Genomic DNA, 12,249 nt, shown 5'->3' on the forward strand with positions numbered 1-12,249 from the left:
GCTATAGTCCGAACCGAAGGTGCGGGGAAGGCTCGAAGCTCGACTCTTCCCCATTTCCGGCGCAAACCTGTGATAGCCCGCCTTCACTGGCTCATGGAGGAACAACATGCGTCTGCAGCACATCGTGATCCCCGCGGCGCTTTGCTCGCTGGTTGCCGCATCCGCCTATTCCGAAGAAACCGACCACTACCGTTTGGAGAAATCGGCCAACGGCTATGTCCGCATGGACACAAGAACCGGCGCCATGTCTGTCTGCGAGGAGCGCTCGGGCCAGCTCGTCTGCAAGATGGCCGCCGACGAGCGGGCCGCCTACCAGGACGAGATCGACCGGCTGGACAATTCGGTCAAGGCGCTCGACGCGCGTGTCGCCAAGCTCGAGAATTCGTTGTCCGCCCGGCTGGAATCGCAACTGCCCAGCGAAGAGGATTTCAACAAGACGATGGGCTACATGGAGCGCTTCTTCCGGACCTTCAAGGACATCGTCAAGGACCTGGACAAGGAAGACGGCGACGGCAAGCTGAACCAGCAGAAGACCTGATTGCAAAGCCGCCCTGGGGAAAACCCCGCGCGCGGCCTTTGCCGCTTGAAAACGCGCCGCGCCGCCGCATAATCATTCCGGTCCCCGCAAGAAGCACACAATGATGATGGGATCGGGGGAGGAATATTTGCCGTCGGGCCACACTTTCGTCATTGCCGACGACCATCCGCTTTTTCGCGGCGCGCTGAAGGAGGCGCTTGCCGGCATCGGCGACGTTGCCGCCATCCACGAAGCCGGCGATTTCGAAAGCGCCAAGGCGCTGGTGCTTGCCAATGAAGACATCGATATGGTGCTGCTCGACCTGTCGATGCCGGGCGCCAGCGGCCTCTCCGGCCTGATCTCGCTGCGCGGTATCCATCCGGCGGTGCCGCTGGTGGTGGTATCGGCGCATGACGATCCCGTCACCATCCGCCGTGCGCTCGATCTCGGCGCTTCCGGCTTTATTTCCAAATCGGCCAGCATGGACGAGATCCGCGGCGCCGTGCAGGCGGTGCTTGCCGGCGATATTGCCGCGCCGGCCGGGATCGAGCTGGGCGTCGAGCGCGACCCGGAAATCTCCGACCTGATCAAGCGCCTGCAGGCGCTGACGCCGCAGCAGACGCGGGTGCTCGGCATGCTGGCGGAGGGCCTGCTCAACAAGCAGATCGCCTATGAGCTCGGCGTCTCCGAGGCCACCATCAAGGCGCATGTCTCGGCCATCCTGCAGAAGCTCGGCGTCGACAGCCGCACCCAGGCGGTCATCCAGCTGTCGAAGATCGGCGGCGACCCGCTGCAGCCGGTCGGCTGACCAGCATCCGGTTCAGTCCGGGCGCTGAACCGCCTCCTGCTGCGCCGGTCGTGCCTTGAAGATGGCAAAGCCGATTGCCGCCATGACCCAGACGCCGACACCGCCATAGAGCATCACCCAGCCAAAGCCGTGTGCCAGCGCGTCATGCGCGACCTTGTCCGGCAACCCCGGCACCGGATTGCCGGCCGCGATCGCCTCGGCGAATAAATAGAGCCTTGCGCTATCGAGATCGGGCAGCGCTGCCATGAGATGCGCGAGCGCGCCGCTCGCCAGGATAAAGCCCATCACCGCGATGTTCACGGCAAGCGAGATCATGCGCGCGCTCATGTCTATGCCGGATGCCATCCCGACGCGATCACGCGAAACCGAGCCGGTGGTGGTGTTGGTCACCGGCGTGTTGGTGATGCCGAGGCCAGTGCCCGCGATCAGGCAGCCGGGCAGCATGGTCAGCCAGTTGGCGTGAGCCGCGGCGCTGCCCCACCTCATCAGGAGGAAGCCAATGCCGATGATCGCGAGCCCTGCCGGAATGATGACGCCGGGCCGGTAGCGCAGCGACAGCCGCTCTGCCAAAGGCGGCATCACCAGCGTCGGCAGCGTGTAGGCGAGCAAGGCAAGGCCGGTGGCGAAGCTGTCGAGGCCCAATCCGGCATGGAACCAGATCGGCAGATAGATCATGAACGGCCAGTAGCTGATGTTCATTGCCGCCGAGCCGACGATCGCGCCGGAAAACGGGCGGATACGAAAGACCGAAAAGTCGAACATCGGCCGCTTGCTGATCCTTTCGGCGATAAAGAACGCCGCGAAGCTTGCGATCGACAGGCCAAGGATCGCCAGGGCGGCCAGGCTGGCGAAGCCAAGCTCCGGTCCTTGCGTGATGTAGAAGACGAGGCAGAAGACGGCAGGCGACAAGGTCAGGATGCCGGCGAGATCCAACCTGCCTGCTTGCGGGTCCTTCGATTCATGGACGCCGGTGAGCGCAAGCGCGAATGCGACGATCGCGACCGCCACGTGGATGAGGAACACCCACTGCCAGCTCGACACGGCGACGATGCCGCCACCGACGATCGGGCCGAAGCCGAGGCCGATGCCGAAGATGACGCCCCACCAGCCCCAGGCCACGGCGCGCTCTCGGCCTTCCTGGAATTCATGCGACAGCACAGCAAGCTGGCAGATCAGCATCGCGCCGCCGCTCAATCCCTGCAGGAAGCGCGCGACGATCAGCGTCGAGACATTGCCGGCCAGACCGCAGATCAGCGAGGTGAGACCGAAGGCGGCGATCGAGACCAGGAAGACGCGCTTGCGTCCATAGCGGTCGGCCATAGTGCCGACCGCCATCAGCACCGTGGTGACGGCGATGGTATAGGCGTTCATCACCCATTGCAGTTGCTTGAAGTCCGCGTCGAGCACCTGTTCCAGCGTCGGCAGGACGGTTGGGACGCTCGATATCTCCAGCCCGAACATCAGGCAGGCAAGACATGCGGCAAACAAAACGACGATGCCCCGGCGGGTGAGGACAGGTGCCATGGTCAAACCTCTTGAGTTTCTTGGGCAGGGCGCAACCGGATGGCCGTTCGCCGCTGCGCGCTCAACCCAAGTTAGCGCAGGCTTGATCATTTTAAAATTACATGGTTGGATATTTCAGTGACAACAAAATGGGATAGCTGACATGACGCTGGACGTAGATGCGGTGAAAGCCTTCGTCACCGTCGCCGACTTGCGCAGCTTCACGCGCGCGGCCGAGGCCCTCGGCAGCACGCAAGGCGCGATCAGCGTCAAGCTGAAGCGGCTGGAGGATCGGATCGGCGAAAAACTGATCGAGCGAACGCCGAGGCTGGTGCGGCTGTCGGCGCGCGGCACTGTGTTCCTGGAGCCCGCGCGCGAGCTGCTTGCCGCGCATGACCGCGCCGTCGCCAGCCTCACCGCCGTCCGCCGCCATTTCCGGCTAGGGATCGCCACCCATGTCGGCGGCGCCGAAGTGCCGACCCTGCTGGCGCGACTCAATGCACATGATCCGGCTTTGACCATCGAGGTGCGGCTCGACGATACGCGCGACCTGCTGGCCGCCTTCGATCGCGGCGAGCTCGACGCTGCGATCGTGCGTCGCGAGGATGACCGCCGCGACGGCGAGGTGCTGGCGCCGGAGCAATTCGGCTGGTACGCGACACCGGATTTCGTCTACCGCGCCGGCGAGCCGCTGCGGCTTGCCGCCTCCTCGCCGTCCTGCAGCATCCGCGACATCGTCACCGGTGCGCTCGACGCGGTCGGCATCCCGTGGACGCAGGTTTTCCTGGGCTGCGGTTCCTTTGCGGTTGCGGAAGCCGTCTCGGCCGGCCTTGCCACGGCGGTCTTCTCCTGTCGGCTCGCCCCGCCGGGCACGATCGAGGTCAGCCGCAAATTCGGCTTGCCGCCGCTGCCGGCGACCGAAATCCTGCTGCTTTCCACGCTCTCCGATCCGCAATCGCGCGAGGCGCTGCGCACCCTTGCCATGGCATTTCGCGAGCACCGTCCAGCGGCCAATGGCGCGAGGCCTCGGTTCCGCAATTCGCAAATGGCCGACAGCTCCATCTGAAGCTGCCGGCCGGTGCGGTCTTGGCCGCAGTGCTGAAGGCTCAGCGATAGTTTTCGACGGCCGAGCCCGGCATCGCATCGTCGTCGGCGGTGTCCGCGGAGTTTCGCGCCCGCCCGATCGCGGCGCCGAGGCCCAGCGAGGCGATCGCCACCAGCGGAATGCCGGCGATCCAGGGCAGGCGCGGCGCGAGCGCATAGAGCGCCGTGCCGATCGACGGTCCGAGCGAGTCCTTGAGGTCGACCGCCACAGACGAGGCGGCCATATAGGAAGCGCGTCGCGGCGATGGTGCGAGCGCGTTGACGGCGGTCGGCACGAGCGGCCCGACCAGCATCTGTCCCACCGAGCAGAGGCTGACCGCCGCGACCAGCGAAAGTATCGCCGGCGAGGTCGCCAGCAGGGCAAAGGCGGCGATGGTCGAGATGCCGGCGCCGGCTGCCAGCCAAAGTGCCGATCGCGTCTCGGCAAAGCGGCTGACCAGCATCTGCAAACCGACCGTCAGGGCGGCCGCATAGGCAAACAGCGCGCCGACACCGGACGGGGTGAGCGTGCCGGCATCCTGCGCATAGAGCGGGATGACCGCTTCGATCCAGTTGCCGGAAATCTCGAACAGCATGACCCAGGCAAGCAGCTTTGCCAGGCGGCCGTCGCGGAAGGCCGGCAGCAGCGCCGACAGGCCTTCCTCTTCCTCCGTTTCCCCATGGTCGGCTGCGACATGGCCGCGCGTCTCGGCGAATGCGGCAAGCATGACGATGCCGCCGAAGAGCAGCATACCGCCGCCGGCCAGGAACACGCTGCCAAGCGAAACGAGCGCCAGCAGCGCGCCGCAGGCCGGGCCGAGGATCTGTCCGGCGCCTGAGCTGACTCGGGCCATGCCGAACCAGCGCGGATGCGCCGACGGCTCCGTCACATCGGCGATTGCCGTGAGGATGGTCGGGTGAAGCACCGACTCGCATATGCCGGTCAAAAGCAGCACGGCCGCAGTGGCGGCGACGCCATGGGCGAAGAACAGCGCGATGAAGCCGCAACCGACGCCGAGCGAAGACAGGATCAGCACCGGCCGCCGGCCGATCCGGTCGGCGATGCCGCCGATCATCGGCGCGGCGATCAATTCGCCGCCGGCATAGCAGGCAAACAAAAGGCCGATCGCGCCGATCGGGATGTCCGCCTCGCCGCTCGCCCAGAGTGGAAAGAAGGGCACCAGCGCGCCGTCGGCGAAACCGGCACAGAAGAACAGGAAGAGGCCGAGCAGGGCCGGGCGCGGCATCCCGCGCCAGGACGATGGGAGGAAGGTCATGATGTCACCTACGCGTCAAAGGCCCGAAGGCCGGGGCCGGAGGCCGGGATTGCGCGTTGGTTGACGTAAACGCCTACGGCTGCCTCAGAAGCAGCATGAGGTAGTTTCGAGCAGGCCTTAGCTGAGCCGCATCGACAGCTCCACGTCGTCGCCGAATGGCGTCGACATATAGCCGCCGGCCGGCGCGCGCACCCGCTCCAGATATTCGGGCGAGAAGTCGGCATTGTCGGCGATGACCAGCGCGCCCGGCCTGAGCCGGCTTTCGACCAGACTCAATATCTCCGGATAGAGCGCCTTGGCGCCGTCGAGCAGCAGGAGGTCTATCCGGTCGGGCAGGTCGGTGGCGAGCGTTTCCAGCGCGTCGCCCTCGCGGATCTCGATTAAGTCGATGAGGCCGCCTTCCGTCAGATTGGCCTTGGCCCGGGTTACCTTCGACGGCTCGAATTCCGTCGTGATCAGCCGGCCGCCGCCATTGTCGCGCAGCGCCGCGGCGAGATAGAGCGTCGAGATGCCGAACGAGGTGCCGAATTCGACGATGATGCGTGCGCCGGTGCTGCGCGCTAACATGTAGAGCAGCGTGCCGGTCTCCGGCGAGACCGCGAGCCAAAGATCCTTCAGGCTGCCGTAGAATTCTCGATACTCGATCTTGCTGTGGAGCAGGCGCGTCCGTTCCTCGCGCGAGTACCGTGCGATCGCCGGGCTGGTCGCCGCGTCGGCTTCCTTGAACAGGCGGGCGAGGAGCGGTGCCAAAGGGGTTGCGGTCAAGGTGGTCATGGCTGTCTCCGGCGGGGTTCTTGTGTCGCTTCAAAAATACGAATAATCCTTCAGGTTTCCAATTCGCATTTCGGCGCGCGACCATGATCCAACGCTCAAGCCCTTCAATTTCCACCCGAAAACAGCCAAAACAGGCGCGCGCCACGGAACTGGTCGCGGCGATTCTGCAGGCGGCTACTCAGGTTTTGGCTGTTGAAGGCGCCCAGCGTTTTACCACCACGCGCGTCGCCGAAAGGGCGGGCGTCAGCGTCGGCTCGCTCTACCAATATTTCCCGAACAAGGCGGCGCTGCTGTTCAGGCTGCAGAGCGACGAGTGGCGCCAGACGACAGAGCTTTTGTGTGGCGTTCTCGAAAACGCCGAATTATCGCCCATCGAACGGATAAGGACGCTGGTTCATGCCTTCATCCGCTCCGAATGCGAGGAGGCGGCGGTGCGCGGCGCCCTGAACGACGCCGCGCCGCTCTATCGGGATGCGCCGGAGGCTGAGGAGGCGAGGGCGGCGGCGAGCCGGACTGTCGAGACCTTCATGCGCGAGACGCTTCCTGACGCGCCGGATACCGGCCGCGCTCTGGCCGGCGACCTGATCATCAAGACGCTGAGCGCCGTGGGAGCGGATTTCTCGGAACGGGAGCGAACGGCCGATGAGATCGAAGCCTATTCCGATGCGCTCGCCGACATGTTCTGCGCCTACCTCCGAAGCCTCGGGCATCGCGGCTGATAGCAGCGCTTTGTCTCTATTCGGCGGCCGGCGCCAGTGGCCTGACGCGCGCCATCATCGAGCGCAGCACTGCCGGCTTCAGCGGCTTGTTGACGACCGGAATGTCGAGCCGGCCGGCGGCCGCGCGCACCTCGCTGGAGCGGTCGGCGGTGACCAGCACGCAGGGCAGGTCCTGTCCGTAGGCGGCGCGCAGCGTGGCGACCGCATCAAGCCCGGTGCCGCCGTCGAGATGATAGTCTGCCAGCACGAGGTCCGGCTTCGGCGCGCCGGGCTCCAGGAGAACGCCTGATCCCGAAGCCGTCTCGACGCGGCATCCCCAGCCTTCGAGCAGCAGCCGCATGCCGTCGAGGATGCGCGCGTCATTGTCGATGCACAGCACATTGAGCCCGGCAAGCGTCGAGGCGGAGCGGGTCGGCGCCTTGCCGGCCTCGCGCGGCGGCGCGGCGACCTCCGCGACCGGCAGGATCACGGAAAAGCGCGTGCCCTTGCCGGGGTTGGAGTAGATGCGGATCTCGAGCCTCAGCACCCTGGCGATGCGGTCGACGATCGAAAGGCCAAGGCCGAGCCCCTCGGCCTCGCGTACGCCCTCGTCGAGGCGCGTGAACTCGTGGAAGACCGTGCTGAGCTTGTCGCCGGCAATGCCGATGCCGGTGTCGATCACCTGGATCTCGGCCAGCTCGCCGCGTCGCCGAACCCCAACCAGGATGCGGCCCTGGCGCGTGTATTTGATGGCGTTGGAAACGAGGTTCTGGATCAGCCGGCGCAACAGGTTCCGGTCGGTCATGACGCCGAGCGAGGATGGAATAATCGTGAGTTCGAGCTTCTTTTCAGCGGCAAGCGGACGAAAATCGTTGCCGATCTGACCGAGCAGTCCGCCCAGGTTGAAAGCGGTATCGTCCGGCTTCATCGCGCCGGCATCGAGCCGCGAGATGTCGAGCACCGCGCCGAGGATGGTCTCGACCGATTCCAGCGAGGATTCGATGTTGACGGCGGCCTTCCCGGCCGGTCCCTTGCCTGCCTTCTCGATCAGCGACGAGCAATAGAGGCGGGCGGCGTTGAGCGGCTGCAGGATGTCGTGGCCGGCGGCGGCGAGGAAGCGCGTCTTGCCGAGGTTGGCTTCCTCGGCCAGCATCTGCGCCTGCGCCAGTTCCTCGTTGACGCGGGTGAGTTCGACGGTGCGGGTCTTGACCCGTTGCTCCAGCGATTCATTGGCCCGCTTCAGCGCCAGGTCCTGCTCGACGCGGCCGGAAATGTCGGCATAGGTGGCGACGATGCCGCCGTCGGGCATCGGGTTGGAGCGCAGCTCCAGGATGCGGCCGCTGGTCTTCAGCTCCATCTGCCACGGGCCGGCGAAACTGGTCAGCCGGTTGAGCATCGTCACGCGTTGGTCGGACGGAATATCGCCGCGCTCGGCGAGATGGCGAAGGATCCGGTCGAGCGAGACGCCGACCTGGCCCATCTCGTCCGGCAGGTCGAACAGCAACCGGTATTGCCGGTTCCAGCAGATCAGCCGGAAATCGCGATCGAAGACGGTGATGCCTTGCTCCATCTGGTCGAGCGCGATCTGCAGCAGGTCGCGATTGTGCTGCAGCGCCTCGGTGGCGTCGTCCAGCAGCTTGAAGGCATCCTTGGAATCGCGATCGTTGCGGCGAAAGAGCAGCGACAGGATCAGCCGCGCCGAGGACGAGCCGACGGCGCTCGCCAGCAATTGCTCAGAGAAGCGGATGACATCCATGCTGGCCTGTTCGGTGCCGTGCAGGGAGACTTTCGCGTCCCTCTCGAAGGATTGGAACGAGCGCTCCGTGCGCTCGACGCCGAGATAGCGTGAAATCGTATCCTTCAGGTCGTTGACGGTGACGGCGGTGCGGAAGCGGCGCAGGCTAGGCATCGGGCCGGCCTCGCGCGGCACGAAGATTGCCGCCTGGATGCGCTCCAGCGGCACGGACGCGCGGGAGAGGGAGCCGAGGACGAAAAACAGCGTGTTGACCGAGAGGCTCCACAGCACGCCATGGTTCAGCGGCTCGCCGACGGTGCCGAACAGCGCCTGCGGCCTCAGCGCCTCGAAACCGAACAGGCCGTGGACGACGATATCGGATTCGGGGCCGAGTGAAGGCAGGAGCAGCGTGTAACCCCAGACGGCGATGCCGGCGACCATGCCGAGGGCTGCGCCCCGGCCGTTGGCGCGGCGCCAGATCAGCCCGCCGACCAGCGCCGGCGCGAATTGGGCAATCGCGGCAAACGACATCAGGCCGATCGATGACAGCCGCGCGCTATTGGTGCTCTCGCGATAATAGAGGAAGGCTATGAACAGCATGATGAAGATCGAGGCGCGGCGCACATTGAGGATCAGCGTCGACCAGTCCTCGTTCTCCGAAGAACTCGTCTTGAGCACGCGGCGCACGAACAGCGGGATGACGAGATCGTTGGAGATCATGATCGACAGCGCGACGCTCTCGACGATCACCATCGCGGTCGCCGCCGACAGGCCGCCGATGAAGGCGGCCATGGCCAGCAGATCATGCCCGCTGAGCAGCGGCAGCGACAAGACATAGAGGTCGCTGCTGGTCTTGTCGCCGACCAGCGACAGGCCGGCAAAGGCGATCGGCAGCACGAAGAGGTTGATGGCCACGAGATAGAGCGGGAACACCCAGGTCGCGGTGCGCAGCTCCGCCTCGCTGCGGTTCTCGACGATGGTGACGTAAAACTGCCGCGGCAGCATCAGCACGGCAAATCCGCTCAAGCCGGTCAGCACCAGCCAGGTGGCCAAAGAGGTGCTGTAGCTCATCGCCTGGCGCACCTGGCTGTTTCCGGCAAGCCTGGCGAACATGTCGCCGGGCCCGCCGAAGATCAGGAACATCACCATCAGGCCGATGGCGAGAAAGGCGGCGAGCTTGACCACGGTCTCGACCGCGACAGCCAGAACCAACCCGTCCTGATGTTCCGTGGCGTCGGCATGGCGTGTGCCGAACAGCACCGCGAACAGCGCCAGCAACATCGCCACCACCAGCGAGATATCGCTGACGAACGGATCGAAAGAGGGCGGCGAGCCCGTATAGTGCTCGACCATCAGGCTGACGGAACCCGAGATCGCCTTGAGCTGCAGCGCGATATAGGGCACCGCGCCGATGGTTGCGATCAACGTCGCGATCGCCGCGACGGTGAAGCTCTTGCCGTAGCGGGCGCCGAGGAAGTCCGCGATCGAGGTGATCTTCTCGCTTTTGGCCAGCCTGATCATGCGATTGAGCAGCGGGAAGCCGAACACGAAGACCAGCACCGGACCGGTATAGATGCCGAGGAATTCGAGGCCGCGCTCGGAGGAAAGGCCGACCGAGCCGAAGAAAGTCCAGGAAGTGCAGTAGATGGCGAGGCTGAGCGCGTAGATGAAAGGCCGCGCCCGGCCGAGCCCGGCTGCCACCGAGCGCCGGTCGCCGACGCTGGCGATGGCGAAAAGCAGCGTCACATAGGCGATCGCGATGATGACGACGAACCAGCCTTGCACGGTCCGCACTTCCTCCCTGGCCGGTTTCCTCATCCGGTCGTTAAGACGCAACCACAGCTTGGAGCCCAAGTCCATCGCGGCTTTTGGCGCATATGCGGCTGGCGAGGCAGGTAAGCACAAACCGGTGTCTTCGCGCTTTTTCCGGTTTTTCAACCGGGGGTTTTTGTTATTGTGGCTTCGGATCGGTGCCGGAGAGCCGGGGCGGCAGCACGGCCGGTCATGGCAAGGAGGGCCGAATGCTGAAAGAATTCCAGGAATTCATTTCCAAGGGCAATGTGATGGACTTGGCCGTCGGCGTCATCATCGGCGCCGCTTTCGGCAAGATCGTCGACTCGCTCGTCAACGACATCATCATGCCGATCGTCGGCGCGATTTTCGGCGGGCTGGACTTCAACAACTACTTCTTCGGGTTGTCATCGAACGTCCATTCGGCCACGCTGGCCGATGCCAAGAAAGAAGGCGCCGTCTTCGCCTATGGCAGCTTCATCACCGTCGTGCTGAACTTCCTGATTCTTGCCTTCATCATCTTCCTGATGGTCAAGGCGGTGAACAATCTGCGCAGACGGCTGGAGCGCGAGAAGCCGGCTGCTGCCGCGGCACCGCCGCCCGCCGACGTACAGTTGCTGACCGAAATCCGCGACCTGCTGGCGAAAAGATAACTCCTCAACGGGCGCCCTGGACCAAAACCCCGGCCGCTTTCGGCCGGGGTTTTCTGTTTGCGGCCGTCGTAAAAGAGGCTAGCAGTCGCGAAAAACCGGACGGATTCTTATGACCCTGATCCAGACCTTGCGCGCGGAAGCCCGCGCCGCGCCCGAAAGCGGCATTGTCGCCGTCGTCAATCATGGCCGCCTGCGCGAAGGGCTGATCCCGCTCTGGGCCGGCGAGGGCGATCTGCCGACGCCTTCCTTCATCAGCGATGCCGCCGCCAAGGGGCTGGCCGATGGCGAGACGTTCTACACCTGGCAGAAAGGCATTCCCGAGCTCAGGCAGGCGCTCGCCCGCTACTACGCCAGGCATTTTGGCAAGACCTTCGCCGAGGAGGAGTTCATCGTCACCGGATCCGGCATGCACGCCATCCAACTGGCCATCGATGCTATGGCCGGCAGCGGTGACGAGGTGATCTATCTCTCGCCGGCCTGGCCGAATTTCGCCGCGGCCGCCGGCGTGGCGGGCGCCGTTCCGGTGCCGGTCACCCTCGACCAGTCCGGCAATGGCTGGTCCTGCGATGTCGACAAGATCGCCTCCGCGATCACGCCGCGCACGAAGCTGTTGTTCATCAACACGCCGTCCAACCCGACCGGCTGGACCGCCGACAGGCAGACGCTGCAGGCAATCCTCGATCTCGCCCGCCAAGAAGGCCTGTGGATCATCGCCGACGAGATCTATTCGCTGTTCCACTACGGCCATGGCCGCGCGCCGTCCTTCCTCGACGTCGCCACGGCCGACGACCGTATCCTGTTCGTCAACAGTTTCTCCAAGAACTGGGCGATGACCGGTTGGCGTGTCGGCTGGATCAAGACCCATCCAGCCTTGCAGCAGGTGTTCGAAAACCTGATCCAGTACTCGACCTCCGGCGTCGCCCAGTTCATGCAGCGCGGCGCGGTTGCTGCCCTCGACGAGGGCGACGGCTTCATCACCGAACAAGTGGAGCGTGCACGCGCCGCTCGCGACCTCGTCTGCGCCATACTCGGCGCGACCGGCAAGGCGCGTTTCACCGTGCCGCAGGGCGCGTTCTATCTGTTCTTCAGGGTCGACGGCATCACCGATTCCCGAGCCGCCGCCTTCGATATCGTCGACAATGCCAATGTCGGCCTGGCGCCTGGCACCGCCTTCGGCCCCGGCGGCGAGGCTTTTCTCAGGCTATGCTTCCACCGCCGCCTCGATCAGCTCGAGGAAGCGGCGCATCGCCTGGCGAGGTGGATGAAGACGGTGTGAGAAAGGCGGCTTCAGCCGCCTGACTTCGGCACCAGCAGCGGAATGATCCGGTCGCTCTTGGCGACGGCGGGACGGCCGGAGCCGGCATAGGGAATGCCCAGCGCATCCCAGGTCTCGACCAGCGCATCCTGCAA

General features: G+C 65.0%; 10 protein-coding genes. 6 read left to right on the forward strand and 4 right to left on the reverse strand.

The window, feature by feature from the left end:
• Positions 1-106: 106 nt before the first annotated feature.
• Both FJ980_RS06360 and FJ980_RS06365 read left to right on the forward strand, forming a co-directional pair.
• A complete protein-coding gene (locus tag FJ980_RS06360; protein ID WP_095765880.1) occupies positions 107-538 on the forward strand; it encodes a hypothetical protein in 432 nt (143 codons plus the stop codon).
• A 127-nt stretch (positions 539-665) separates the two neighbouring features.
• Positions 666-1,325: a response regulator transcription factor gene (locus FJ980_RS06365; RefSeq protein ID WP_095766186.1), complete on the forward strand. Its 660-nt coding sequence runs from the start codon at positions 666-668 to the stop codon at positions 1,323-1,325.
• Positions 1,326-1,337: 12 nt separating this feature from the next.
• Here the strand turns inward: FJ980_RS06365 and FJ980_RS06370 are convergent, their stop codons facing one another.
• On the reverse strand, positions 1,338-2,849 hold the full coding sequence (locus FJ980_RS06370) for an MFS transporter (RefSeq protein ID WP_140542075.1): 1,512 nt from the start codon (positions 2,847-2,849) through the stop codon (positions 1,338-1,340).
• A gap of 142 nt (positions 2,850-2,991) precedes the next feature.
• On the opposite strand from FJ980_RS06370, the gene FJ980_RS06375 reads away from it, so the two are divergent.
• Positions 2,992-3,894 (forward strand): LysR substrate-binding domain-containing protein, encoded by a 903-nt coding sequence (locus tag FJ980_RS06375; RefSeq protein ID WP_140542076.1) that lies wholly within the window; start codon positions 2,992-2,994, stop codon positions 3,892-3,894.
• Between the two features lie 40 nt (positions 3,895-3,934).
• On the opposite strand, the gene FJ980_RS06380 is transcribed toward FJ980_RS06375, so the two are convergent.
• Complete coding sequence (locus tag FJ980_RS06380) at positions 3,935-5,188, reverse strand: MFS transporter (protein WP_246676325.1); 1,254 nt, start codon at positions 5,186-5,188, stop codon at positions 3,935-3,937.
• 117 nt (positions 5,189-5,305) lie between these two features.
• Positions 5,306-5,962: an O-methyltransferase gene (locus FJ980_RS06385; RefSeq protein ID WP_140542077.1), complete on the reverse strand. Its 657-nt coding sequence runs from the start codon at positions 5,960-5,962 to the stop codon at positions 5,306-5,308.
• A gap of 83 nt (positions 5,963-6,045) precedes the next feature.
• On the opposite strand from FJ980_RS06385, the gene FJ980_RS06390 reads away from it, so the two are divergent.
• Entirely contained in the window at positions 6,046-6,681 is a 636-nt protein-coding gene (locus FJ980_RS06390) for a TetR family transcriptional regulator (RefSeq protein ID WP_140542078.1), read from the forward strand.
• 16 nt (positions 6,682-6,697) lie between these two features.
• On the opposite strand, the gene FJ980_RS06395 is transcribed toward FJ980_RS06390, so the two are convergent.
• Positions 6,698-10,180: a PAS-domain containing protein gene (locus FJ980_RS06395; RefSeq protein WP_181181120.1), complete on the reverse strand. Its 3,483-nt coding sequence runs from the start codon at positions 10,178-10,180 to the stop codon at positions 6,698-6,700.
• 236 nt (positions 10,181-10,416) lie between these two features.
• Here FJ980_RS06395 and mscL point away from each other — a divergent pair, with 236 nt between their 5' ends.
• Both mscL and FJ980_RS06405 read left to right on the forward strand, forming a co-directional pair.
• Entirely contained in the window at positions 10,417-10,839 is a 423-nt protein-coding gene (gene mscL / locus FJ980_RS06400; RefSeq protein ID WP_140542080.1) for a large conductance mechanosensitive channel protein MscL, read from the forward strand.
• A 109-nt stretch (positions 10,840-10,948) separates the two neighbouring features.
• Positions 10,949-12,115, forward strand: a complete 1,167-nt coding sequence (locus FJ980_RS06405) for a pyridoxal phosphate-dependent aminotransferase (RefSeq protein ID WP_140542081.1) — start codon at positions 10,949-10,951, stop codon at positions 12,113-12,115.
• Positions 12,116-12,249: the final 134 nt, after the last annotated feature.

This window comes from Mesorhizobium sp. B1-1-5, from assembly GCF_006443065.1.
Taxonomy (GTDB): domain Bacteria; phylum Pseudomonadota; class Alphaproteobacteria; order Rhizobiales; family Rhizobiaceae; genus Mesorhizobium.

Coding starts and splice junctions, on each gene's coding strand:
- FJ980_RS06380 (WP_246676325.1), bottom strand. CDS start 5,188: ATGACCTTCCTCCCATCGTCCTGGCGCGGGATGCCGCGCCCGGCCCTG.
- FJ980_RS06390 (WP_140542078.1), top strand. CDS start 6,046: ATGATCCAACGCTCAAGCCCTTCAATTTCCACCCGAAAACAGCCAAAA.
- FJ980_RS06375 (WP_140542076.1), top strand. CDS start 2,992: ATGACGCTGGACGTAGATGCGGTGAAAGCCTTCGTCACCGTCGCCGAC.
- mscL (WP_140542080.1), top strand. CDS start 10,417: ATGCTGAAAGAATTCCAGGAATTCATTTCCAAGGGCAATGTGATGGAC.
- FJ980_RS06385 (WP_140542077.1), bottom strand. CDS start 5,962: ATGACCACCTTGACCGCAACCCCTTTGGCACCGCTCCTCGCCCGCCTG.
- FJ980_RS06360 (WP_095765880.1), top strand. CDS start 107: ATGCGTCTGCAGCACATCGTGATCCCCGCGGCGCTTTGCTCGCTGGTT.
- FJ980_RS06370 (WP_140542075.1), bottom strand. CDS start 2,849: ATGGCACCTGTCCTCACCCGCCGGGGCATCGTCGTTTTGTTTGCCGCA.
- FJ980_RS06405 (WP_140542081.1), top strand. CDS start 10,949: ATGACCCTGATCCAGACCTTGCGCGCGGAAGCCCGCGCCGCGCCCGAA.